General features: G+C 61.4%; 19 protein-coding genes. 11 read left to right on the top strand and 8 right to left on the bottom strand.

Annotated elements, in window-relative coordinates; translation table 11 throughout:
- Positions 1–306 precede the first annotated feature (306 nt).
- The 6 genes from ACIBI6_RS13135 to ACIBI6_RS13110 all read left to right on the top strand — a co-directional run bounded on the left by ACIBI6_RS13135 (position 307) and on the right by ACIBI6_RS13110 (position 8,142).
- Positions 307–2,235 carry an acetolactate synthase large subunit gene (locus tag ACIBI6_RS13135; protein ID WP_364341923.1) on the top strand — a complete coding sequence of 643 codons (1,929 nt, stop codon included), beginning with the start codon at positions 307–309 and terminating at the stop codon, positions 2,233–2,235.
- Entirely contained in the window at positions 2,232–2,735 is a 504-nt protein-coding gene (gene ilvN, locus ACIBI6_RS13130; protein ID WP_062984804.1) for an acetolactate synthase small subunit, read from the top strand. The genes ACIBI6_RS13135 and ilvN overlap by 4 nt, the downstream gene beginning before the upstream one ends.
- Before the next feature lie 183 nt (positions 2,736–2,918).
- The gene (gene ilvC / locus ACIBI6_RS13125; RefSeq protein ID WP_174566238.1) at positions 2,919–3,920 is read left to right on the top strand and encodes a ketol-acid reductoisomerase; all 1,002 of its coding nucleotides are present in this window, start codon (positions 2,919–2,921) and stop codon (positions 3,918–3,920) included.
- 309 nt (positions 3,921–4,229) lie between these two features.
- Positions 4,230–5,555, top strand: a complete 1,326-nt coding sequence (locus ACIBI6_RS13120) for a lipase family protein (RefSeq protein WP_364341920.1) — start codon at positions 4,230–4,232, stop codon at positions 5,553–5,555.
- 267 nt (positions 5,556–5,822) lie between these two features.
- Positions 5,823–7,028, top strand: a complete 1,206-nt coding sequence (locus ACIBI6_RS13115) for an alkane 1-monooxygenase (protein WP_364341918.1) — start codon at positions 5,823–5,825, stop codon at positions 7,026–7,028.
- A 142-nt stretch (positions 7,029–7,170) separates the two neighbouring features.
- Positions 7,171–8,142 (top strand): acyl-CoA thioesterase, encoded by a 972-nt coding sequence (locus tag ACIBI6_RS13110; protein ID WP_396956491.1) that lies wholly within the window; start codon positions 7,171–7,173, stop codon positions 8,140–8,142.
- A 123-nt stretch (positions 8,143–8,265) separates the two neighbouring features.
- Here the strand turns inward: ACIBI6_RS13110 and ACIBI6_RS13105 are convergent, their stop codons facing one another.
- Together ACIBI6_RS13105 and ACIBI6_RS13100 are read right to left on the bottom strand one after the other, a co-directional pair.
- On the bottom strand, positions 8,266–8,697 hold the full coding sequence (locus ACIBI6_RS13105; protein ID WP_364341914.1) for a hypothetical protein: 432 nt from the start codon (positions 8,695–8,697) through the stop codon (positions 8,266–8,268).
- A gap of 196 nt (positions 8,698–8,893) precedes the next feature.
- Positions 8,894–9,193 carry a hypothetical protein gene (locus tag ACIBI6_RS13100; protein WP_364341912.1) on the bottom strand — a complete coding sequence of 100 codons (300 nt, stop codon included), beginning with the start codon at positions 9,191–9,193 and terminating at the stop codon, positions 8,894–8,896.
- Between the two features lie 224 nt (positions 9,194–9,417).
- Between ACIBI6_RS13100 and ACIBI6_RS13095 the strand changes: the two genes are divergently transcribed.
- Positions 9,418–10,308 (top strand): AAA family ATPase, encoded by an 891-nt coding sequence (locus ACIBI6_RS13095; protein WP_396956224.1) that lies wholly within the window; start codon positions 9,418–9,420, stop codon positions 10,306–10,308.
- Positions 10,309–10,672: 364 nt separating this feature from the next.
- Positions 10,673–12,076: a VWA domain-containing protein gene (locus tag ACIBI6_RS13090; RefSeq protein ID WP_396956222.1), complete on the top strand. Its 1,404-nt coding sequence runs from the start codon at positions 10,673–10,675 to the stop codon at positions 12,074–12,076.
- 170 nt (positions 12,077–12,246) lie between these two features.
- Here the strand turns inward: ACIBI6_RS13090 and drmB are convergent, their stop codons facing one another.
- Genes drmB through ACIBI6_RS13065 form a run of 5 tightly spaced genes read right to left on the bottom strand, consistent with a single transcriptional unit; the run spans position 12,247 to position 21,639 of the window.
- Positions 12,247–14,085: a DrmB family protein gene (gene drmB / locus ACIBI6_RS13085; protein ID WP_396956489.1), complete on the bottom strand. Its 1,839-nt coding sequence runs from the start codon at positions 14,083–14,085 to the stop codon at positions 12,247–12,249.
- Between the two features lie 22 nt (positions 14,086–14,107).
- On the bottom strand, positions 14,108–17,575 hold the full coding sequence (locus tag ACIBI6_RS13080; RefSeq protein WP_396956221.1) for a helicase-related protein: 3,468 nt from the start codon (positions 17,573–17,575) through the stop codon (positions 14,108–14,110).
- Positions 17,568–19,250, bottom strand: coding sequence for an NERD domain-containing protein (locus tag ACIBI6_RS13075; protein ID WP_396956219.1), 1,683 nt, complete (start codon positions 19,248–19,250; stop codon positions 17,568–17,570). The genes ACIBI6_RS13080 and ACIBI6_RS13075 overlap by 8 nt, the downstream gene beginning before the upstream one ends.
- Positions 19,247–20,758 carry a hypothetical protein gene (locus tag ACIBI6_RS13070; RefSeq protein WP_396956218.1) on the bottom strand — a complete coding sequence of 504 codons (1,512 nt, stop codon included), beginning with the start codon at positions 20,756–20,758 and terminating at the stop codon, positions 19,247–19,249. The genes ACIBI6_RS13075 and ACIBI6_RS13070 overlap by 4 nt, the downstream gene beginning before the upstream one ends.
- On the bottom strand, positions 20,755–21,639 hold the full coding sequence (locus tag ACIBI6_RS13065) for a hypothetical protein (RefSeq protein WP_396956216.1): 885 nt from the start codon (positions 21,637–21,639) through the stop codon (positions 20,755–20,757). Before ACIBI6_RS13065 ends, ACIBI6_RS13070 begins: the two co-directional genes overlap by 4 nt.
- Positions 21,640–21,964: 325 nt before the next feature.
- On the opposite strand from ACIBI6_RS13065, the gene ACIBI6_RS13060 reads away from it, so the two are divergent.
- The 3 genes from ACIBI6_RS13060 (at position 21,965) to ACIBI6_RS13050 (ending at position 24,964) form a co-directional block, all read left to right on the top strand.
- Positions 21,965–22,399, top strand: coding sequence for a very short patch repair endonuclease (locus ACIBI6_RS13060; RefSeq protein WP_396956215.1), 435 nt, complete (start codon positions 21,965–21,967; stop codon positions 22,397–22,399).
- A 55-nt stretch (positions 22,400–22,454) separates the two neighbouring features.
- On the top strand, positions 22,455–23,642 hold the full coding sequence (locus tag ACIBI6_RS13055; protein ID WP_396956213.1) for a DNA cytosine methyltransferase: 1,188 nt from the start codon (positions 22,455–22,457) through the stop codon (positions 23,640–23,642).
- 125 nt (positions 23,643–23,767) lie between these two features.
- Entirely contained in the window at positions 23,768–24,964 is a 1,197-nt protein-coding gene (locus ACIBI6_RS13050) for a restriction endonuclease (RefSeq protein WP_396956211.1), read from the top strand.
- 107 nt (positions 24,965–25,071) lie between these two features.
- Here the strand turns inward: ACIBI6_RS13050 and ACIBI6_RS13045 are convergent, their stop codons facing one another.
- Entirely contained in the window at positions 25,072–25,320 is a 249-nt protein-coding gene (locus ACIBI6_RS13045; protein ID WP_396956210.1) for a hypothetical protein, read from the bottom strand.
- Positions 25,321–25,322 lie beyond the last annotated feature (2 nt).

Genomic DNA, 25,322 nt, shown 5'->3' with positions numbered 1-25,322 from the left:
CGGACTCGAGCACCCGCTCGGTCTCACATAATGAGACCTGTTTGACTGATCGACTCGCGCACACATACCGTCATGCGCGTGAATCGAAACGAGTTGCTCGTAATCGGCCGGCGCGTCCAGCGTTGAGCCTGACTGCCTGAGTCGAATACGTCAGCTCGCGTTGCGACGCGCCACCCTCGAACAGCCATGGCTGTCGGGGGCTTTTTTGTGTTCGGGACAAAAGTCCTGGCATGTGGCCGCTTCGCAAGGCACCACGTGCAAGCACAGTTGTCCGGGGTCTAGTACGAGCAGTTAGGAACGAAGACGGTGAGTGCACCAACCGCACGGCCCGGGCCCTCGGCCCGCAGGCCGGCGCCTTCGGCGAATCAGCAGGCCGCGCCCGCTGGCGGTCCGGCGAACGCGGCGAACCGCCGCCAGGTCCCGCCCGAGCGGGTCACCGGCGCGCAGTCCGTCGTCCGCTCCCTCGAGGAGCTCGGCGTCGACACGGTATTCGGCATTCCCGGCGGCGCGATTCTCCCGGTCTACGACCCGCTCTTCGATTCCACCAAGGTCCGTCACGTCCTCGTCCGGCACGAGCAGGGCGCGGGGCACGCGGCCACCGGCTATGCGCAGGCCACCGGCAAGGTCGGCGTCTGCATGGCAACCTCGGGTCCGGGCGCGACCAACCTGGTCACCCCGATCGCCGACGCGCAGATGGACTCGGTTCCGATCGTCGCCATCACCGGCCAGGTCGGGCGCAGCCTGATCGGCACCGACGCATTCCAGGAAGCCGATATCTCCGGCATCACCATGCCGATCACCAAGCACAACTTCCTCATCACCGAGGGCATCGACATCCCGCGCATGATCGCGGAGGCCTTCTACCTGGCCTCGTCCGGGCGTCCGGGCGCGGTGCTCGTCGATATCCCGAAGGATGTGCTGCAGGCGCAGACCACCTTCAGCTGGCCGCCGGAGATGCGGCTGCCCGGCTACCGCCCGGTGACCAAACCGCACGGTAAGCAGGTGCGCGAGGCCGCGCGGATGATCCTGGAGTCCAAGCAGCCTGTGCTTTACGTCGGTGGCGGCGTGATCAAGGCCGACGCCTCGCCCCAGCTGCTGGAACTGGCCGAGCTGACCGGCATTCCGGTGGTCACCACCCTGATGGCGCGGGGTGCGTTCCCCGACAGCCACCAGCTCAACATGGGTATGCCGGGCATGCACGGCACCGTGGGTGCGGTCGCCGCCCTGCAGAAGTCCGATCTGCTGATCACCCTCGGCGCGCGTTTCGACGACCGGGTCACCGGTCAGCTGGACTCCTTCGCGCCCGACGCCAAGATCATCCACGCCGATATCGACCCGGCCGAGATCGGTAAGAACCGGCACGCCGACGTCCCGATCGTCGGCGATTGCCGCGAGGTGATCGTCGAATTGATCGAAACGCTGAAGGCCGACCCCTCCGGTGCGCCGAAGCTGAACCTCACCGACTGGTGGCAGTACCTCGACGGCATCCGCAAGAGCTACCCGCTCGGCTGGACGACGCCGAGCGACGGCTCACTGTCGCCGGAATTCGTCATCGAGGCGCTGGGCCGCCTCGCCGGACCCGACGCCATCTACTGTGCGGGCGTCGGCCAGCATCAGATGTGGGCCGCGCAGTTCATCAAGTACGAAAAGCCGCGCACCTGGCTGAATTCCGGTGGTCTCGGCACCATGGGCTACGCCGTTCCGGCGGCCATGGGCGCCAAGATGGGCGCGCCCGAGAAAGAGGTGTGGGCGGTCGACGGTGACGGCTGCTTCCAGATGACAAATCAGGAGCTGGCCACCTGCGCCGTAGAGGGCGTGCCGATCAAGGTCGCGCTGATCAACAACGGCAACCTCGGCATGGTCCGCCAGTGGCAGACCCTGTTCTACGAGGAGCGCTACTCCAATACCGATCTGGGCACGCACACGCTGCGCATCCCCGATTTCGTCAAACTCGCCGAAGCCCTCGGCTGCCACGGCATCCGGGTCGAGCGCGAGGAGGACGTAGAGGCCGCGATCCGCGAGGCGCAGTCCATCAACGACCGTCCCGTGGTGATCGACTTCATCGTCGGCAAGGACGCCCAGGTGTGGCCGATGGTCGCCGCGGGCACCAGCAATGACGAGATCATGGCCGCGCGCGGCATCCGCCCACTCTTCGACGAGGACGAGCAGGCCGCCGAGCCCGCCGTCATCCATGAGGCGATGTCGCACGACAAGAACAAGGGGACCGAACAGTGAGCACGACTCACACCCTCAGCGTGCTGGTCGAGGATAAGCCGGGCGTGCTGGCACGGGTCGCGGCGCTGTTCTCCCGCCGCGGCTTCAATATCGAATCGTTGGCGGTCGGCGGCACCGAGATCCCGGAGATCTCGCGCATGACCATTGTCGTCACGGTCGAGGATCTGCCGCTCGAGCAGGTCACCAAGCAGCTCAACAAGCTGATCAACGTCATCAAGATCGTCGAGCAGGACGCCGACACCTCGGTCGCCCGCGAACTGATCCTGGTGAAAGTGCGTGCGGACGCCAGCGTGCGGACCCAGGTCATCGAGGCGGTTACGCTCTTCCGGGCGAAGGTGATCGACGTCTCGCCGGACGCGCTCACCGTCGAGGCGACCGGAACCCGGTCCAAGCTCGACGCGCTGCTGCGGATGCTCGAGCCGTATGGCATCCGGGAGATCGTGCAGTCCGGTGTGGTGGCCGTGGGCCGTGGGCCGAAATCCATCACAGCGACGCGCTAGCGCCTGATCCGTCGATCATCACGACCAGCTAGTCTTGCTGCGATCGACGGTCGGCGTGCCGCGCTCCCCGCGCACGCGGGGGACCCGATTCGATCCGAATTTTGCAAACTCATCACCTGTGCCGAACAGGTGTTCCCCGCCGAGGCGGGGATGATCCGAAGGGAACCTACAGTGGCAGTCGAGATGTTCTACGACGACGACGCCGACCTGTCGATCATCCAGGGCCGCAAGGTCGCTGTCATCGGCTACGGCAGCCAGGGGCACGCGCACTCGCTGAGCCTGCGCGACTCCGGCGTCGAGGTCCGCGTCGGCCTCGCTGAGGGTTCGAAGTCGCGGCCGAAGGCCGAAGAGGCGGGCCTGACCGTCGGCACCCCGGCGGAGGTTTCCGCGTGGGCCGACGTGATCATGGTGCTGGCCCCCGACACAGCCCAGGCGTCGATCTTCACCAACGACATCGAGCCCAACCTGAAGGATGGCGACGCGCTGTTCTTCGGCCACGGCCTCAACATTCACTTCGGCCTGATCAAGCCCCCGGCCAACGTGACCATCGGTATGGTCGCGCCGAAGGGCCCCGGCCACCTGGTGCGTCGCCAGTTCGTCGACGGCAAGGGCGTTCCGGCGCTGATCGCGGTCGAGCAGGACCCGAAGGGCGAGGGCCAGGCGCTGGCGCTGTCCTACGCCAAGGGCATCGGCGGCACCCGCGCCGGCGTCATCAAGACCACCTTCAAGGAGGAGACCGAGACCGACCTGTTCGGTGAGCAGGCCGTGCTCTGCGGTGGTACCGAAGAGCTGGTCAAGACCGGTTTCGAGGTCATGGTCGAGGCGGGCTACGCGCCGGAGATGGCGTACTTCGAGGTGCTGCACGAGCTCAAGCTCATCGTCGACCTGATGTACGAGGGCGGTATCGCGCGCATGAACTACTCGGTCTCCGACACCGCCGAATTCGGTGGCTACTTGTCGGGTCCGCGGGTCATCGACGCCGACACCAAGAAGCGCATGCAGGACATCCTGCGCGACATCCAGGACGGCACCTTCGTCAAGCGCCTCGTCGCCAACGTCGAGGGCGGCAACAAGGAGCTCGAGGCGCTGCGCAAGGCCAATGCCGAGCACCCGATCGAGGTCACCGGCGCCAAGCTGCGCGGCCTGATGAGCTGGGTCGACCGCCCGATCACCGAAACCGCGTAATACGCGCTGACGCCACAGTGGCCCATCCCGATCGTTCGGGGTGGGCCACTGTGTTTTGGCGGCTCGGCCATTCCGCGGCCACGCAACTGCCGGTTCCGCGGTACCTGAGGAATATCGGCCTCGACCGAAGACCGAAATCGAGGAGTCTCGAACCAACGCTTAATTGACCTCGGTGTTTGCGGGGTTCGAGGCCGTCGCGGATCTGTCTTTCTCGGCGGGATTCACGTAAAACCGATCCGTCTCCAGATAATCTCACTATCCGATTCAAGATGCCATGGGTACTTCCAAAATCGCAGGAAGGATCGAATCATGCGCAGCCGAGTATTTGGATTGACAGCAGCTTTAGCGGGAACCCTCATTGGGGTCGGGGGTGGGACGGTCACCGCACCACACGCATGGACGCAACCGCCCGGGGAGCAACCGGTCGCGGAGGCCGGTGATTTCTATCTTCCACCGCCATCACTGCCGGACGGGCGGGGCACCATCGTTCGCGCCGAACCGGCGCAGATGGCAATGTCGGCGCCCGGACAGCCGGGAATGGTCCCCGCAGCGGCTACGCGCATCATGTACGTCAGCAGTGATACCCACGATGCGCCTACGGCGGTTGTCGGTACGTATCTGCAGCCGAACGTGCCATGGACCGGCCCCGGCGAGCGGCCGCTGATCGCGTACGCGGGCGGTACCAAGGGACAGGGCGATCAATGCGCGCCCTCGAAGTTGATGTCGCAGGTCGTCCAGCTCCAGCCTCCGTTGGACATAATCTTCGAATACGATCTGGTTGCAATCGAAGCACTGCTCAACCGCGGTATGGCGGTAATGGTGACCGACTACCACGGTCTCGGTACGCCCGATGTGCACGACTTTCTCAACCGGAAATCACAAGCCCACGCGGTACTGGACTCCGCGCGCGCCGCGCTGCAGTTACCCGGCACCGGCCTCCATCCCGGCACGCCGGTCATTCTCTACGGGTATTCGCAGGGCGGTATGGCCTCCGCCGGTGCGGCCGAGCTGCAATCGAGCTACGCCCCCGATCTGAATGTGCGCGGCGCCTACATCGGTGGGCCGGTCGTGGACGATGAATACTTCATCGGATACAACGACGGTCGCGCCGCTATGGCACCGGCATTCGCCTGGGTACTCAACGGCATTGCCGCCGACTACCCGGAAACCCGCCCGGTGCTCGACGCCGAACTCAACGATATCGGCAAGGCGATCCTGAACGAATCCCTTGGCAAATGCGCGGTTCCGTTCGGACTGGCCCAGCAACATCAGCGCACGTCCGATTGGACCATCAGTGGAGAACCGCTGACCGCTGTTATCGATCGGTCTCCGGCGTTGCAACAGGCATTCGCCGAGCAGCGTATCGGCACACGTGCCCCGGCCATTCCGGTACTTGCCGCGTCAGCCCTGAACGACGAGGGAGCGCCATTTGCGCCGGTGCGCGAAATGGCCGCTGGTTGGTGTGGTGGCGGCGTGCCCGTTCAGCTGGAAGCGAACACCGAAATTCCTCCCGTATCCGGACTCGCGGGCACCCACGTGATGGCCTTCTTCCCGTCGCTGGCGGCCTCGCAGCAGTGGTTGACCGATCGGCTCGCGGGCATGCCCGCCCCATCCAACTGCGCGGCGCTGCCGTAGCACGGTGATTTTCGTGCGTAATACGCGGCGGCGGGCCGGTTTCGAGGCCGAAACCCGCCGCCGGGCACCGATTACGCGTTCGATCTCCGGCCGCGGCAACCACGGGCGCGGCGATGATTCGCTACTCGGCTGCGGAAAGCCGCCAGGTCAGAATGTCGATTTCGACAGATTGCCGGCAGCCCGCACGGACGCAGCTATTCTGTAGCGACAAGTTCTACGGCAACGGATTCCCGCGGCCGGACCCCTCTGTCGGTGTTGTTCTGTTGGATGCCCGAGGCGGATATGTCAATCTTCGAGAATACGGAAAGACGCGACCCCAAGCGGTATCTGTGGATACTGGGGTTGATCGCTCCGACTTGCTCGGTACTTCCTTCACAACTGGTGGTCCATACGGGCCTCGAAATATTCTGGTGGATCGGCCCGATCATTGTGCTCATGGTGATCCCGCTGCTGGACTGGGCGATAGGGAATGACGGGAGCAATCCGCGCGACGAGGACTACGAGTCCTTGTCCAACGATCGCTACTACCGTTGGTGCACTTACCTTTTCCTGCCGCTACAGTTCATCGGCCTGTTGATCGCGGGATATCTCTGGGCCAGACCGGCGCTGAGCGTATCGGACAAGCTGGGTTTGGCCGTGACGCTCGGGTTCGTGTCAGGCATCGGCATCAACGCTGCCCACGAACTCGGCCATCGAGTCGAGCACCTCGAACGCTGGCTTGCGAAAGTCGCTCTGGCGCAATCGGGCTACGGGCACTTCTTCGTCGAGCACAACCGTGGCCATCACGTGCGCGTCGCGACGCCGGAAGATCCGGCAAGTGCCCGATTCGGCGAATCGCTGTGGGAGTTCCTGCCGCGCAGTATGTTCGGCGGCTTCCGCTCGGCCATCGTTTTGGAGCGTGAACGCCTGTCCCGTAAGGGAAAGCGCTGGTTCAGCCGAGAGAATCATCTGCTGCAGGCCTGGTCGATGAGTGCCGCGCTGTTCGGCTCGCTGATATTGCTCTTCGGGCCTGCGGTGATCCCATTTCTGGCACTGCAGGCGCTGATCGGCGCGGGGCTGCTCGAGACGGTGAACTACGTCGAGCACTACGGTCTGCTCCGCCAGCGCGGTCGCAATGGCAATTACGTGCGCTGCTCCCCGCGTGACAGCTGGAACAGTGACCGTCTGGTCACGAACGTCTTCCTGTTCCATCTACAACGGCACAGCGACCACCACGCGAATCCGGGCCGCCGCTACCAGACCCTGCGCAGCTCTGAACAGGCGCCACAGCTACCTGCTGGCTACGCAAGCATGATCCTGTTCGCGATCGTCCCACCTATCTGGCGCGCGGTCATGGATCGTCGTGTGCTGGCCCACTACGGCGGCGATATCAACCTCGTCAACACCAAACCCCGAAACAGACGATATCTCCTCTCGCTCCGCCGGATACGTCCACGGGCCGCCGCACCGGAGCGGGTGACTACTCGCCCGTAGCGGCGCGGTTGCCTATTGTCTGGCGAGGACAGCGGAGTCGAATTGTCAACCGAACAGATCGTGAGTCGTGAGCATCTCATCCAGCACCCTTGTCCCCGGATCCGTTCCGAGTCCGGCTGCGGCCGGTCGCCGAGCCGAGGCTATCCACCGCTTTCTCGTCAAACCGGCCGATGCGGGCATCGCCGGTTCGGTCGACGGCGGCAAGCTACTCGAATGGATCGACAAGGTCGCCTATGCGGCGGCGGCTCAGTGGAGCGGTTGCTACTGCGTCACCGCCTACGTCGGCAATATTCATCTCGACCGCCCGATCGCGGTCGGTGAGCTGGTCGAACTGCATGCGAATCTCGTGCACACCGGGCGCACCAGCATGCATATTCTCGTCAGCGTCTATTCGACCGACCCCACGCGACGCAAGCCGGTGCAGACGGCGCAGTGCCTGACGATCTTCGTCGCGATCGATGACAATCGGCGGACTGTCGAAGTGCCGCAATGGAATCCGACGTCGATTCTGGAACTGGAGCGGCATCGGCAAGCGCGGGCACGGGTTTCGGTTCGCAAGCGAATCGAGGAGGCGATGGCCGCGCAGCAGTACACGGCGGCGGGCACAGCGCCGAGGTCGATTTTGCGATTCCTGGCCGCGCCTTCGGATATCAACTGGGGCGGCAAGGTGCACGGCGGCCGCACTATGCAGTGGATCGACGAGGCGGCGTATATCTGTGGTGCCGATTGGGTTGGGCAGCACGTGATTACGTCGTATTTCGGCGGGATCCGATTCTACCGGCCGATTGTCATCGGACATATTGTCGAGGTGAGTGCGCGGCTGATTCACACCGGGCCGCGGAGTATGCACGTCAGCGTGCATGTGACGTCGACGGATACGCACTCCGATGAACCGGCGCTCGCCGCGCACGGTCTCGCGGTTGTCGTCGCCGTCGATGAGAGCGGTAAGGCACGGCCGGTGCGCCAATGGGTTCCGGCTTCTGCGGAAGATGAGGCGCTCGATGCGCATGCGCGGCATCTCATCGAATTGCGTGCCGAGGTGGAGCGGTTCACGCAGGCCAGTGATGTGCCCGCGGATGCCGAGCCCAACCATTTCCGGGTGCCGATGCCGTGACATTCCGTGGTGGCTGCCTGGTGTGCGGATCCGCCGTGGTCACGTGTGGCTGAGGTCGGACCACCCTGGTGCGCGGATCCGCGGTGGTCCGGCTCGGTTCAGGCCGGACCACTGCGGCACGGCCTAGCTGTTATCGGGTCTGTGCTGGTTGCGGGGGTTCATCGGGCTGTTCGGGTTGGCCGGATTGTTGGGGTTCAGCGGGCTCATCGGATTCGCCGGGTTATTGAGGCTGTGCTCCCACTGGTATTGCGGGTTGGCCGGGCTGTTGGGGTTGGCCGGGTTGTTCGGGTTCAAGGGGCTCATGGGGTTGGCCGGATTGTTCAGATTGTGCGCCCAGTCGCGAGCCTCCCTGTCCCGCCGGGCCTGCTCGTCCCGCCACGCCTGCTCGCACTCGTCCCGGTGCTCGGCGCTTTCGCAGTCATCCGTCTGCCCTGATCCTGCGGACCCCGTTGCTGGTGCGGCCGACGCCGGAATTGCCGAGGTGGTCAAGGGAACAGTGATGAGAGCGGCGGCCACGGCCACCTGGGCCAGCATCCGGCGAGGCGTCATTGTCATGCTTTCACTCTTGCGTGTGCACGCCGAAAAATCTCCTGCCACAGTGGGATTCAGGGAAATTTCAGTCGAAAGTATGAGTGGCGATGGGACTGGCGTAGGGGTGTCCCCCGAGTCGAATCGATCCTAAGTCGGTTGCTTCTCAGGGGTCCGGGCGACAACGACCCGGCACCTGTGGTGCCGGGCCGGTTGCTCTCGATCAGCTGCTGCCGAAGGTCCCACGGGGGAACAGGTGGCGGGGGAATCGCCACGGGTCGTTCCAGCGGCCGGGAAGATCGCAGTCGTCCCAGCGGCCGGGACTGTGGTTCCAGTCGTCGAAGAAGCCGGGGCGGTCGCAATCCCAATCGTTATTGTGCGGGTGCCGCACTTCGGTCACACCGGGGTCGCTGGCGGCAGGGTCGGCCGAGGCGGGAACGGCCAGTGCGGTCAACGGGACTGCCGCGAGGGCGCCGGCCATGGCCACCCGGGTCAATCGGCGGGAAGTCGTTCTCGAGAACACCGTGGATCCTTTCTATCTGCGCGTCCGCGAAGACGCCGTCGTTGCTCGTCGGATAGCCCGGCGACGCAACGATTTGCACGTTCACACTCGGCCGCGCCCGGTCGAATGGCAATGGTGTGAGCACGATTTCAGGAAGATTCATCCTTTGGTATGACGAGTCCCCGAGACGGTGGGTTTCGGCCTCAGGGATGGAGTGGAAACCCGCTGGTTCTAGACTGTTACCGATGAGTAAGTTCTTTGGCTCGGTCGACGAGGTGACGCGGCGGCTCACCGACGCCGGATACCTGCCCTCCACCGACATCGCCACCGCGGTGTTCCTCGCCGGTCACCTGGGCAAGCCCCTGCTGATCGAGGGTCCGGCCGGTGTCGGCAAGACCGAGTTGGCCAAGGCGATCGCCACCGCCACCACCTCCGACCTGGTGCGCCTGCAGTGCTACGAGGGCATCGACGAGGCCCGCGCGCTCTACGAGTGGAACCATGCCAAGCAATTGCTGCGCATCACCGCCACGGACAACGAGAGCTGGGACAGCACCCGTGACCACGTCTTCACCGAAGAATTCCTGCTGCAGCGTCCGCTACTGGCCGCGATCCGGAATCCGCATCCGACCGTGCTGCTCATCGACGAACTCGACAAGGCCGATATCGAACTCGAAGGACTGCTACTCGAGGTTCTCGGCGACTACCAGGTCAGCATCCCCGAACTCGGCACCGTAACCGCCGTGCGCAAGCCCTTCGTCATCGTCACCTCGAACGCCAACCGCGACCTCTCCGAAGCGTTGAAACGCCGCTGCCTCTACCTCCACATCGACTATCCGACAGCGGAGTTGGAGCGCGCGATCGTCCGCATGAAGGTGCCCGAGCTCGACGAAACCCTGGGTGAGCCGGTAGTGCGAACCGTCGCCGCCCTGCGCGAACTCACCCTCCGCAAACCTCCCTCGATCGCCGAAACCGTCGACTGGGCAAGGACTCTCGTAGCCTTGGGCGCCCGAAACCTCACCGGCGCCATCGTCCAATCCACCCTCGGCGTACTACTCAAATACCAAGCCGACCACCGCATCGCCATCGCTCGCCTCGAACTCCCGGGACCCGATTCCCGCGAACGCAGACCATCATGACCGCCGCTGTTCCAATTCGGATCGAACCCCCGCGCCCCGCACGCGGATACCGACGGGGTATGCGATGCGCCGAACAGGCACGCGTCGGCCATCAACTGCCGCAGGACTTCTCGGAGCCATTGGCGGGAACCCGCGGCGCTCGCGGAACCCGGCAAGCGGTACAGCTGGTAGGCAAGGCGGTTCGGAGCGCCGATAGTGTTGGTTCGGCGGTCGCAGTGGGGAAGCGTTGTGCGCATCGAACATTCGGGGCGGCGGTATGTCAACTGTCGCACCGCTTCTCGGGATCGGTACTCCGTGAGGCCACTCAAAACGAGGGTGGAACGCCAACAAAGACCGCAGCCGTCGATGGCGGGGGTGACGAGTGGTGACGTCATCTGGGCGGCGCAGCCCTGAGCAGGGCATCGACACGATGACCGATCGCCTGGTCCAGTTCGTCGGATTGCTTCGCGACCACGGAATCTCTGCGGGACCAAGCGAAACCATCGACGCCGCCGAGGCAATGCTCGCGCTCGGCCTACACGACCGGAACCGCCTGCGCTCCGGCATGGCCGCCTGCCTCCTGCGCCGCAATGGTCAGCGCGCCGTCTTCGACCAGCTCTTCGATCTCTACTTCCTGACCGCGGAGCAACCGACAACCCCGGCGCCTCTCGAATCCACCGATGACCTTCGCGACCGCTTGGTGGAAGCACTCGCCCGAGATGACCGCACCGCCGTCGCCGAACTCGCCCGTCAGGCCCTTACCGCACTGGGCGGCTACGGAGGAGTCGGGACGGGCGAGCCGTCGAGTCCGGTCACCACCGCATCGGGTGCTGGGTGGTCTTCCTATCTGACCATGAAATCCCTACGGCCAGAAGAACTTATCGATCGCGTCGGCGAGCGCATGAGCGGCGATCTCGACCCCACCGTCCGCACCATCGAAGCCGACCGCCGCGTCCGCGAATTCCGCACCGCCGTCCAAACCGAGGCGCGCCTGCGCTCCGCCCAACTCCGCGGCACCGAATACATCGCCCGCCGCGGCGTCGAATCCAGTACCGACCAGGTCGACTTCCTCGGCGCCCGCGCCCAAGACCTCGCCGAAATGCGCCGCCTGGTGAACCCTTTGGCGCGCAAGCTCGCCACTCGCCTCGCCGCCCGTCGCCGCAAGACAGTCCGGGGCCAGATCGATATGCGCCGAACCCTTCGCCGCTCCATGGCCACGGGGGGTGTGCCGATCGATCCGGTTCTGCGCGCCCGCAAACATGGTCGCCCCGACCTTGTCGTGCTCGCCGACTTATCCGGCTCCGTAACGGGTTTCGCCGAATTCACCCTGCAACTAGTCCAGGCGCTGCAAGACCAATTCAGTAAGGTCCGCAGCTTCGGCTTCATCGACACCTGCGACGAAATCACCGGCTTCTTCACCCCAGGCGAACCTCCCGCCCCCGGCGCCGCCACCCGAATAATCCGCAACTCCAACGTCGCCCGCTTCGGCAGCAGCAACTACGGCGAGGCCTTCCAAGGCTTCGTCGACAACTACCTGGACGCCCTAGGCCCCCGTACCTCCCTGTTGATCCTCGGCGACGCCCGCACCAACCGCACCGACCCGAATCTCACTGCCTTGCAAGCAATGATCGACCGCACCAAACACGCCTACTGGCTCAACCCCGAACCGGCTCGCTCCTGGTCCATCGGCGACTCCGCCGCCCACACCTACGCCGAGCAGATCACCATGCACGAATGCCGCAACGTCAAGCAGTTGGCCGAGGTAATCGCCCGACTCCTGCCAGCCTGATCACGGGTTAGGACACGCACGGCCTCAAGCCAGCGATTACTTCGCGAGTAGGCGCATGGCTGCGGCAACGTCAAGAATCCCGTCCGTGGTGTGTGGGGAATGCGCTTGAAGCACCACTCTGATCTTGTTGCCCGCGCAAATTCTCCGAGCGGATATTCCTAAAGAGGTTTTCAGTTGAAGAATCCGATCGTGGGATCGTCCAGAGTTCCTACAAGCATCGCACGGTCTAGAAACCGATTGAACTCCTCGCACGCCGTTTCAGGCAATAGGGCGCAGCTGTGGCAGGCTGCTAGGTTGCATGATTCCGGGCCCTGCCCAGAACCGCCAATTTCCATGCAAACCGGATCTGCGGCGCACCAGCCTGCGTTGTCGCGGGCGGCCCGCAGTACGGCTTCAAGTCGGCCAGGTTGTCCCATGCTCACTAGACCGCCCATCGTGCCTTCCGAGTCACCCGACGCGGTATAGATAAGCAATCCGGCCATGGCATTTGGTGTCTCTGAAACAAAAATCCGCTCACGGAGCGACGCGGAGCTGTACCCGCATTCGAATACAAGCTGATTGATCAATACATGGGCAAGAGTATGTATGAGCACCATCCGTGCAGACAGTGGAGCGACATGCGGAAGGGCGATGTGGTCGCCCCCTTGGCTCAGGAGTTCTAGCCGCTCGACGCGCTGTACAACGCTGGGACGTTTTTCCCATTCGGTGAGGCGGGCATTGCTGATTTCGAGATAAATACCTTCACCGTGGACAACATACGCGGGAAGCCATTGTTGATCGTGGTTGAGGGCAGCTATCCGAAGCATCGCCTTGCCGACTTCGATGCGGGGAGGTGTCGGGTGTACGCGGGAGAATCCCCAAAGTGCACGGGTTTCTCGAAGGCGCTCGACGAGGCTAATGCGATCTAGCCATTCTGTCAGATCATCGCCATATTTGCCGAAGTCGACCTGAGTGATGCGCAAGGAATCGTGCGTGCTGGGTTCGCGAAGTAAACGGTACTCATCACGCCGAAATTCCTGCTCGGTAACATCGACTAAGGTTGAGTGCCCGGCGTCCGTCGGAAACAGTACTTCCAGTGCTTGCTGAAGGTGCTCATCGCTTATGTTTGCGCACAATGGTGCGGAGAGTTTGCGAACCCGCTCAGATGTTGCTAAACCGAGTTGGGCCAATCCGCTGACCTTGACATTCAGGGAGGCTTCGCTCAGGATGTCGACGGCTTCCTGGACTTCTGGAATATGCAATGGGAGGTCGATCGAACTAGCAATATGTGCAAAGTACACATTCGATGCGCCACGCAAACTTGCTCGTAGCGGCGCACCACATGCAGTTGTAGTCAGGCCGCCATGCCAGGGCATGGCGCCGGGACACTCAAATTCGACACCGCGCTCCAGGCTGCTTGACAGGCGACCCGCGATAGTTACGTCTCGAAGTGTCCGGGCAGGTACACCACATTCGCATTCCACCCGTTGTCCGTCGAGCGTGCCAGCCCCAGTCGAGATCAGCTTGAGTTGACCCCGGCAGTTTGGTGTAATACTTCGGTGGACCCATTCTCTCCAAGGAAAGTCCATGATATGACCTTGCTCGCAGATTGCGACGAATGCCACCTGTACCATCATTGGCGGATACTTCAGATTCCCATGCTCTGGATTTTCGCAAGTAGGCCGATCGCGGAATGACAAGCCATGTTGCTTCATATGCCTGCATTTACTCTGAGAACAGACGCTCCAGGTTGGAAAGCGTAGGAATGGAACGGTGAGTCCGATGTTAACTCGCACGGAATCCGACACGCTCCGAGGTGTTCGGTAATCAGGCGGAACCCTGAAACCACCCACTCGTAGCCGGCGCTCCAGTCGCCATTCTTTGAGTTCGAACTCTGCCTCATGGAGCTCGCTGTGCTCGGGCCTTTCGAACCAGTAATCTAGCCCCGCACTGATCACCGATGTCCCATTCGCCAATACAGTCATAGCGCCGACACCAAAGGGTGCGATCAACTGGGACCGCCGGATCATCCCATTCATGCCCTTTTTCATGTTAGTCTTTCTCCGGCAATTCGCCGGCCTCGGCGGCATAGATTGTGGTTACTTGAATCCGGCAGCTTGCGTCAACATTGCGCATTGAAGAGGGCGTTTCCCATGACACACGTCGGGTTTCGGCTGGAACGGTTGTCCCGGGGTACCGCATTAGTCCGTTGTGGACATCGCCAAATTCCGGGTGGGCGTCCCACGATGTTCGTTCCCAGGTCTGCCACTCACGGAGTCGTTTCGCCAACACTCGTTCCAAGTCCGCCGAGCTGGCGCCGATCGCGTGTGCACGTCGCCGAAGCAGCTCGGCGGCGTCGTCTATCAGTTTTTGGGGAACAGCGGGAGGCATAGCGGTACTCGGTCCGAGCTGCCGCACGTATGCGACCAGTGCTGCATGCGCGGCTCGCTCGAGAACTGGAAGTGCGAATGGGGTGACACTGGTCGGCTCGACTTGCGCGTACAGTCGCTCGTGGTAACTGCGAAATCGCTCGAAGTGTGAACGGTCTCTTGGCTTCGCGGCGCCGTACAGAGTAACCACAAGCCCAGGCCGCTCGTCCCAGCGTCGGCCGACTCGTCCGGTGACCTGGATGTATTGGGCGGTTGTCTTTGGCTGGCCGACGACCGTCATGAGTGACAAGCGATCAATATCGATGCCTACTTCGATGATGCTCGATGCTAGGCAGACATCTATGCATCCTTTCTCGCCAACGCCGATCTCAAGGGCCGCAATCGCCTGTGGCACTTCGTGGTCCTTTAGTCTGCTAGTCAGCTCCGGCGTGTGCTTGGGCCATCGCTGCCGATCTTTGTCGAGGCCATCCCTCTTGTTGAGTCCTCCCAGATAAGTTGGTATGTCAGCCTGCAGGAGGGTTAGCGTGTTGCCAAGCTCGCGGAGGCTGTTGAAGAAAGTCAGGCATGTCCACCACGGATCACGTTCGTCCGGCAGTAGTTCCATCGGTGCCTGTAACAATGCTGCGGAGGTTCGTACCTGTGTGGTTTGCATCGAGCCGAGCCCCGGCGCATGTACACCGATATATCGCCTACCCCGCTGCAGGATCCCAGCGCTGTCGCGGGCCCATGTAGCGAAGAAAGAATCGTCAGCATTTAGCCCGTGTGGAGGGAATAGTTGCGTGGTTTCCCGCCCGTAGAGGCAACGGACCTGTTCCCGATATCTGCGGATTGTCGCGGTCGAGGCGATGATCTTTGGCTTAACCGCATCGGAAAGGTAGTCCGTGCAAAGTTCTTCGATAACACCCTCATACAAGCCGGCCATCGAGCCTAGCGGACCGGAGATCAGGTGCAGTTCGTCCTGAATGACCAGTCCTGGTGGCGAGAACGCACGGCTGCCGTCCAGATTCAGACCGAACAACTTGCGTGCTTCGGGCCGCCAAGCGAGAAGTGCGAACTTGTCGACCGTGCCGATAACCAGTGATGGCCGGATGTCGTAAAGATCCTCGTCGACGACGTACACCGGCAGACACCTGCGGGAGAAACGGCAGCGGTAGTCGGAACAACGGAACCGAACAACCTTCTTGCGGGGATCAATGAAGTATCCCGCGATAGCGTACTCGGCGCCTTTAGACCGGCGTTGTTTAGCTGGGATTGCTCCGAATTCAGCGTTACACCACGGGCAGCGCAATAGAAGGAAGGGGTTGTCGCCTCCCTTGCTGAGGTTCTTAAATGCAGTCTGTGCATGTGAGCGCTTATTCGGCGTGCTATCTCCGCCGACCCAGATGCCGATTGAGAACTCGATTTCGCCGAGGTCGTCGCGACGCTCACGGATCTCCTCCATAGCGCAAATTAGGGCGGAGGCGCGCAGGAATTGCTGGGTTGTGAGCAGACGTAACGTGTATCGCATAAGGACATCGGTCCCCCCGTCCCGAGGCGTGCGAAGCCGGCGAAGGAACAGCCCGAAGGCTGCAACACCGAGGTATGCTTCCGTCTTTCCGCCACCGGTCGGGAAGAAGATGAGCTCGACTGTTTCTCGATGTTTGCTATCGCCGTTCGTGACAGACTCCAGCACTGCAAGGATGAAGGCGATCTGAAAGGGCCGCCAAAACCCTCGTTTGGGACCGGGCTCCGATGTAGGTTGTAAGCCGTCGAAGACCAATCCGCCCTCGCTATCTAGGCTGGCTCGTCGAAGTCCAGCACTAGATCTGGCTTGTTGGGTTAACATTGCTCGGTTGGCAAGTGCGAACGCTGTTCGGACAGTTGGATCGGAGCGTGCCAAATCCCAGCCGTACCGCATACGGCCCAACGCAACTCTGCATTCGTCGAGGTGCTGTTGCGCGGTCGTGCGCAATTGTTCTGGCAGTGAAGAAATATCAGTCTGACGTTCATCTATCCAGGACGAATACGAATCGAGCAGCTGTTGGATCTGTCGGTTCGCTTCGGCTGTTTGGTTCAGATCGGCCAGGATGCGCATATCTACCCGCAGTTCGTTGCCATCGGGCGTCTTAATCACCGGGGTAATGCTCGGGGTTTCGAATTCGGGCAGGACTGCCGCTTCAATCGACGCAACTCGTCCGTTCGTCATTTTCCAATCGGCGGCGCACCCGTGGCCGACGGCGAACGTTTGATTATCGCGGTACAAGAGCGCGATACTTGCAAGCTCTGTGTCATCCGACAGTTCCGCTGTCGTACTGTGGTAGGGCATGATGGTTGCACCATCGTCCGCATGAACTTTGAATTGCGCTTGGAAGAGGCTGGCGATGTCTTTTCGACCACCAGTCCTGTTTGCTACATAGAACGTCACAAGTCGTTCGAATTTATCGCCAGTAGGGCGGCTATATGCTTCAACGACGATATTTAGATCCTCATCACCAGTTCGCAGACGAGCATGAGGATCCTCTGTAACCGTCTTCCTGCTGGAGAATTGAGTGAGACGATCAGCGGAAAAGGCCGCTTTTAGCGCGACAGGAGTGCGTCGGAACCAGGTCTGTGTCGATGTGCCGATTCGCACGGGCAGTTCACGATAGCGTCCAAAGGTAGCAGTTAGAGTGATGCGGGAGCCGGCCGGCATCCGGACGCGGCATGTAACGCCGAGCGCGCTCGGCTTGTAGGCATTCGCTGCATCCAAATCGAAGTCGTCGTCATCGCTGTGTTCACTGTCTGCGCAGAGTGATTCTCGGAGGCTGCCGCTCAAAATGTCGAATTCGGCATCTGGCATCGCTGTGCCGGGCGCATAATCAGGTCCCTGAGAAGCAGGGTCAGAGTCATTGCTAGCACTGGTGTCAGGACCACCCGCTTGTCGCGAATCGACGGCGAACAGCACCCCAACGCCGTAGCGGGTAGTTGGCCCTGCTTCGGTCAGGATCTCCTCTCCGGATTGTGCATCCCGCCACGGCCCCGTAGCTTCGTCCCAGTTGTCAAATCGGACAGCTGCGGCGGTATTAAGTGACTTGCCAGCCGGTTTGGGACCAACCAGTTCCTGGCGCAGCTTATCGACCACACGGTCCCGAGCGTCGATAAAATTAGCCACCGATGCCTCCTTCAATCAGACTGGCAATCTCTGAACTAATGGTCTGGCTCACAAGCAGACACAGAGGGCCGGTTGTACGGGTCATCGCGATGTAGAGCAGGTCCCGGCCGCGGTGGTCGAGTCGGTCGATATCGGTGACGATGACCGCCGGTGCATCGAGTCCTTTGAAGGCGTGGATTGTTCCATGCCGAACGAATCCAGATCCGCCTTGGTCGAGCAGCGAGAGTCTTTTGCGAAGAACGGGATCGCGGCTAGTAGCGGCTGCTCCGTCCACATCCGGTGACAGAATGACAATTTCGTCAGGTGTGAATCCCTCGTCCTCGAATGACCTGAGCTGTGTAAGCAGTAGTCGCCCCTGGTCAGCACTGCTCGCGAAGGGGCGAAGAATGACGTTGACTCCATCATCGGGTCTGCGGAAACCGGTGTAGCCTGGGGCGAGTTGAGTCAGTAGCTGTGTCATCTCGCCGACTCGGCGAGTGTTGCGGCAGTTTCTGCGAAGCGCGGCGAGCACTGTATCTTGTGCATATTTCAAGACAGCGCCTTCGGCAGCTTTATGGAATATCGATTGGCGCTCGAAATCGCCAAACATTCGCCATTCTCCTCCACCCAAGCCTCCTTTGACGCTGACGTCGAGGACGTCAAGATAGGATGAAGTTGACAGATCTTGCGCTTCATCGACGATGAGGATATCTGCCGCGGCGCCTGCGTCGTTGAGCAGCGGTTCAATCGCAAGCTCCGGTAATTCTTCGTTCCACCAATCGCGAGACGCGGCCTCTGGAGGCGTTAGGCCAGTGGCTTGGAGCATGAGCTTGTGGAGCGTCGTAACGCGTACACCATCTGCGGCGACACCGGCCATCCAATTGGCGAGGAGCCTGTTGTAGCAGACCAGTAGCACAGATTGCCCCTGGCAAGCTGATCTTCTCGCAGCCTCTAATGCAAGAAATGTCTTGCCCGTTCCTGCGGGGCCCGTGAACAGTACGCGAGGAGTGCGGTACATCGTGTCTAGCGCGTCGTACTGCTCGTTTGTGAAGCGCAGTACATGTTGTTCGCGCTTGCTGCGAAGAGCCCCGTGATCGACAGCCAATTCAAACTTCGGGCGGAGCAGCCGCACTAGCCGTCGGCATACCTGCTCATTAGGGCCCGTGTCCTGTATCCAGCGGACTTTGGCAGCGAGGTGCTGTCGCCCTTTCGCTATCAGTTCAGTGAGTGTCTGGGCAACCGGTCTCGAAAGGTCTCTCTCATCGAGGAGCTCCCACTCATTCCACTCCATATTGGGCTGCAGGTCAGAGCGGCAGTGAGTGAACCAGACGGCGAACAGAACGGGTACTCTGGCCAGGTCAGGATTGTTTTTGCGGATGAAACGCTTGATGGACTGCATTTGGTCATTGGCCTGTTTGAATGGGCCCCGCTCGTCAGGCGGGTGACTACCCAAACGCCAGTATCCGTCCGCATCCCGGGCGACTCGTTTATGCGCCTTCACTTCTAGGCACAGCACCCCGAGTCCTGGAGCTACGATTAGAAAATCGGTTTCACCACGCACCTGTGTGGTGTGGTTTGCAATGTCCAGTGAATGCAGGACTGTCCAGCTGTCCGTGCCCGGTTCACACTGCAGCCGCTCGAAAAGTAGACGCTCGCCGGGGCTAGGGGTCGAATCATCGAAGACCGGCGGGATCATTCGAGCCATCGGGTGCCTTTCAGTTCCAACGCTATCCGGAGGATGCGGGCAGGAACATTAGTGGTCTCTGGGGAAATGGCAACGATCCGAAAGAGCGTAGTCTGACCTGCTCTTAAGGCATTACCGGTGGAAAGTGTCACAGAGTGTTCAGTGCTCAATCGCTGGAGGACCGTTTCGTCGACCGAGCGCTCCAGTTCCTTCGCAAGCTGATGTCCAGCGCTCACATGCGCGGAGTGCAGCTGCGCCGCAGCGTCGATAGTGGCGGATGGGTCTGGCACGTCGAGGTGCTTCAGAAGCTTCTCAAATGCTGGTCGACGGGGACTAATACAGGTCGGTCCGGCCCAGTAGCGTGCGTACTCCAAGGTCAGCTGTGGACGATCGACAGCCAGAGCGATGTCGTGAAGACCGCTCAAGTCGAGTCGCCTGGCCAGCCGAGACTTCCACTGTGCCTGGTGTTCCCGAACAGAAGTCTCACGGTCGCCGAGAATCTCGCTGACATAGGGCCGCAGCGCATCGAGCTCGCTGACCCCCTTGCGCAGCGCGATCACACGATCGGGACCGAGGTCTGCGGCCGGTAGCTGTCTGATCCATCTTCCTGGGTGGCCGGCCGGATCGAGTCCTCGGACGGTTTCAGCATTACGTTCGAGGTAGAAACCGTATCCGCCGGCTAGGATAATCAGACGTGCGGAAACCATTTCGGCTGGATCGTTGCCATGCGGAGTGCCGCTGACTGGCGCGATAGCCGTCCAGTCGATTGCGGCTGTTGGCGGCTGGACAACAACCCGGTCCAATCGCGAGCGATCCTGTCGTGGTAGCAATATGCTTAAGGAGTGCGATTCGGATACCGAGAACATGCCGGATACCCGATCTCGATCTTCAAGCCAGTGATGGTGGACGAGTGTCAGCTCGAAACAGCGTGGTGCCGTGAAGATCTCGTCAGGGAACCACTTCGAAATGCCCACAACAACCGCGGCATCCCATACTTCCCCACTGAGAAACTGCCGCGGGGTCAGGAACAATGCAGATTGACTGAAGGGGGGCAGTGCAGACTCGGCCTCGTTCTTCGCAGTAGCATCTGCGAGCACAACACAGGTCCGACCGGCAGGCCTGTCTTCCAGGCTGTCAATGATTTGCTGGGACAGTCCGTCGGTTCCGCTGGCCAGTGCGTTTCCATCGGAAGCAAGTTCGCACAGCTTCCCCCAGACAGGTGCATCCACCTGCCCAGCAAGAACCTCAGCTTGCCTACGTAATTCGTTCAGGGCGGCTTGGGCGACTGTCCGGCCATCCAGGCCGATGCGAGGCCTGGTCAGGAGAGCCCAACGCAGCGCGGACGCAGCGGAACGCGTGGGGTGCCAGACATCTGGGCGCTCACGGGCATCAATGGCAGTGAGCAAGATTTGCACGTCGGCGCACACCTTGCTCACGATGGCGTCATGCACCGGCATGCGGTCTAGATCAAGTTGGGTAGCCGCCCGGTACTTGACATCAGCCCTCGTCAGGATGCTCATGCTGGCTCCCCGAATACGGTTGCCTCCACCGCCGCGGGTGGTGTCCACTGCAACTCGGAGATGTCGATAGGGATCGTCCTACGCCTCAGATTGAGCATCGTCTCGGCCGCCGCTGTTGCTCCGGAGTCGTTGCGGTGTACTAAAGCAAGCACCAATTCTGCTTCATTAGTGCTCTCGACCCAACGTTGCACCGCAGCTGCACCGTCGAGGACTACGAGTCGAGGCAGCTTGTCAGCTGCGGGGGCAGGCCAGTCGCGCATCTGAGAATTGAAAATGACTGTGTTCCAACCTTTTTCGCCATACAGCTCGAACGGGCGGAGTATCTCATAGATAGGCTTCGGCGCGGTATTCGTGCGTGCAATCAGCAGCCTGGACTCCTCATTGAGAGCTGGTCCTGGGCCGATCACTGCACAGATGGTTCTAGTCGAGGTGACGAACAGTCGCGGCGATGCCGTGGGGACCATGCTCCTGATGAAGTCGCTATTGTCCCGCAAGTCAATAGGCCACGACTTCGACGTTGATCCAAGCCACGGCAGTGTGCTGATGTCGGCGCAGTATGTTGGGTCGATCTCTTGCTGACCGAAGATCAGGTTGCCCCGGTGGTTCACGCCCGCGACGGGAGCGAGCTGGACTTTTGTTCCGCCCAATACGGCACGGACCATAGTCTCCTTGGGCAGCGAAGCAAGGTGATGGAACTGCGCCATGGCATCCGGCAGAACACGGTCATGGTAGGACATCCGTACCATGCCGAGGGCGACCATAACTGCGGCGTACTCACGGGTCGGGGTTGTGGCGGCGATGATTAGTCTGCGGAACTTGCTCGGCACGAGCGATTGAGTTCGTCGGGCGAGTGTCGCGCCGAGTCGCTGCCAGGAGTCCATCCAGGCGGGCGAGTCCTGGTGGCTTCCAACAGGATCAGTGATAACAAGCAGGGATGCTAGAGCGTCGTGCACGTTGCGCCGGACCTCCCCACCTTGTCTGTCGGCCACCCTGCTCGAGCCCCCGGGTGGTCGGTGCCCGGGATCAATGTCCCGGGCTGAGCGATCGAGTCCAGCGTTTCCCCTCACGCTGAGGTGATCGCATGTGGAACCGACCTTGCTACACATAATTTTTGCAGATACGTTCCGACAAAGTCGAGATGTCGTAGCGTGAAAGTTGCTCCGCCTATCGATTGGCCGAGCATGTTGCGGTTGGGTAGGGACCCAGATGGATCAGTCACAAGAGAGCTGGGCGTCTAGTGACGCCATTCGACGAACGATGCTGGCATGTCGTAGCCGGGATACCCGCCCGGAGAAGGCTCTGCGCTCCTTGCTGCATGCCCGCGGGTTCCGGTTTCGGGTTTGTGTTCGTCCTGTTTCCGACGTACGCAGGACTGCTGACATCGTCTTCACTCGTGCACGCGTCGCGGTGTTCGTCGACGGCTGCTTCTGGCATGGCTGCCCGGATCACTACCGCGTGCCGAAGACGAATACTGACTACTGGGCGAACAAAATCGCTGGTAACCAGCGCCGTGACCAGGAGACGGACTTCCTTCTGCGCGAGGCAGGGTGGACAGTGATCCGATTGTGGGAGCACATCGACCCAGGCGACGCCGCACAGGTGGTGGCCGGCGTAGTTTCTGTTGTTAGAGAACGGATTTGATGACTCGCTGATGGTGGTCGCGGCGGTTGTCAGGGTGATCACGTAGTCTTCGGCAGTGGCTCCCTACCGTGCAGTGTCGCTCTTTTCTGGCTGCGGCGGGTTCTGTGAAGGTGTCCGGCTTGCTGGCTTCTCCGTACGCGCTGCGGTGGAGCTGGACCGCTATGCCGTCCAGACGTACCGACAAAACTTCCCCGAGGTGCCGTTATTCCATGGGGATGTGCAGGATTTCGTGGCGCCGGAGTCTTCGACCTGGAGGGAAGAAGGGGCCCGGTTCGGGCATTTGTCTCGGGAGCCGGTTGATCTGGTCTTCGGGGGGCCGCCATGCCAGGGATTCAGTCAGATTGGTCCACGGGCGATTGACGACCCACGCAACGGGCTCTACCGCGAGTTCATTCGAGTGCTCACCCAGCTGCGGCCAAAGGTGCTCCTGATGGAGAACGTCCCGAACATGCTTGCGATCGCTGGCGGACGTTTCAAGGGTGAAGTGTTGGAAGCTATGGCCGAGGCGGGCTATCGGAATGTTGGGGTTGCGGTGGTAACTGCCAGTGATTTCGGTGTCGCGCAGGTGCGTCGGCGCGCGATCTTCTTTGGTGTCCGCGACGATTTGGACCTCGGCATGGAGGCGGGTGAGTTTCTCTCGAAGACATTAGAGGGCCAGAAGCAAACGACGCCGACCGTGTGGCAGATTCTACGTGATTTGCCGGAGCAGCTTGCCGGCGACGATGGCCCCATGCGGTATCCGGCTGTTCGTCGCGCAAGTACATATGCACGTGAACTTCGCATGGACTGTGAGGGCAGGTGGTACGGGAAGGCCTACAAACAGAACTCTCTAAGCGGGCCGGTCGAGCTGCACAATCACCACACGAAGGGTATGCAAGACCGACGTCGCGCTCTGATTGCCCATCTTGACCCCGGAGCCAATGCGAAGAGCCTTCCTGCAGATGTGTGGTCAGGTAAGAGAGCCGAAAAGTGGCGACGTCTGCATCTGGATCGGCCTTCGCACACGATCCTCGCCCAGATGCACAGGGACATGTCCGAGTGGATTCACCCGCTGTACGAACGGTGGATTACCGTCCGTGAGGCGGCGCGCCTTCAGTCGTTCCACGATGGGTTTGTTTTCAAGAGCAGTGAGTGGCAGATGCTGAAGCAGGTTGGCAACGCCGTACCGCCCTTGATGGCACGCGCTCTCGCAACAGTGGCCGACGCTGCACTGGTGCGAATGGGTGAGCGCAAGAGTCGATAGCCCCGGTGCGAGAGGCGCGGCACCGTTCTCGCCGGTTTAGTCCTCAATCGCGGTTTGACCCGGCAGGGGCAGTGAAGCTGTGCGTCCGAACGAAAAAGAAGCAATTCAGTTTATGATTGTTGATCGTGTTCGACAGCGATCAGGCAACGGCCTTCGACGATCTGGTGACCGCCGACCTGCATGTCGAGCGGCGCTATCTCGGTGGCACCAAGGGGACTGCCGGCGATGATCCGGTTGCCCGTCTACTTCCGGTCGGCAACCAAGGTGGGTTTCGGTACAAGGGTTCGGTCGCAAACGACGCAGTCAAGCTGGTAGTGCTCTACACCAGTGGTTCAGCGCCTGGCTGGCCTGACAGTCTTGACCCGGAGACGGGTATCTTCACCTACTTCGGCGACAACCGTAAGCCTGGAACGGCTCTGCACGAAACCGATCGCGCTGGAAACCTGCTGTTGCGAAACGCTTTTGAGCGTGCGCATGGCTCTTCCGCAGACCGGCTTCGGGTGCCGCCGTTCCTGTACTTCGAAAAGTCCACGCCTGGAAGGGCTGTCCGCTTTCGTGGGCTGCTGGCTCCTGGCGGAGCAGCATTGACCTCGGATGTAGACCTATCTGCGATCTGGCGCAACACATCCGGAGCAAGATTTCAGAACTACCGCGCAATCTTCACCGTGCTCGATGTCGGCGTGGTGCCGCGGTCTTGGTTGGACGCCGTCCTGGCCGGCGCACCAACAACCTCTGCAGGGTGTCCCGCGCCATGGCGGGAGTGGGTCGGGGGTCGTGTATACCGCGCGCTAGTAGCACCTCCGACTATCACTATCCGTAACAAGGCCGATCAGCTACCGGGTGATCAGAAGGGCTTAGCGATCTTGCGCACTATTCACAGTCACTTTGCTGGTAGGCCAACTGATTTCGAGAAGTGCGCAGTTGCGATCTGGAAGTTCATCGCGCCCGCGACCGGTGAGGTTACGGTGACGCCGCCGTCCCGTGACGGAGGCCGCGACGCCATTGGCCAGTATCTTCTCGGTCCTGACGCGGATAGGGTCCCCGTCGATTTCGGACTCGAAGCGAAGTGCTATCAGGTCAGCAGCGGCGTTGGTGTCAAGGAAATGAGCCGTTTGATCTCCAGGATTCGGCACCGGCAGTTCGGCGTGTTCGTGACGCTGTCGTACTTCAACCCGCAGGTCTATAAGGAGGTACGAACCGATGGTCATCCAATCGCGATGATCTGTGGCAAGGATGTCGTCGAAGCCCTGGTCAAGAACGGATTTGGTGATGCCAATGCTGTTCAGGTCTGGCTAGACAGTCAATTCCCGGCCCCTGGGTAGCGACACGTCTTCTTCTCGGTGCCAAGCAGGCAGGTTTCTGGCTTGATGTGGTGGAACTGCTCTGCCCGTCGGCGGTCGCCGGGCTTTGACTGCCGAATTTCCTTGCCTCATGACTTGTCGGTATCAAAGACACTGAGCGGCTGGACATTGGCCTCGTAGTCTTGGTCCAAGTTGTCGCAGTCGGCAGGCCAGCCGTCCTCGTCGACCTCGCACCACGAACCGTCTGATCGCTGAAGCGTTGGATGGCTATGGGAGGGAGCCAGTTCCAGCTTCTCAGGTGTGTCTTCGTGGAACGCGGCGAGCAGCGCCTTTACCGATGGCGCGATTTCTTTTCTCTTGGGCTGGATTTCGCGCATCT

This window comes from Nocardia sp. NPDC050412 (assembly GCF_044458825.1).
Taxonomy (GTDB): Bacteria; Actinomycetota; Actinomycetes; order Mycobacteriales; family Mycobacteriaceae; genus Nocardia.
This window is presented reverse-complemented; position numbering and strand designations above follow the sequence as displayed.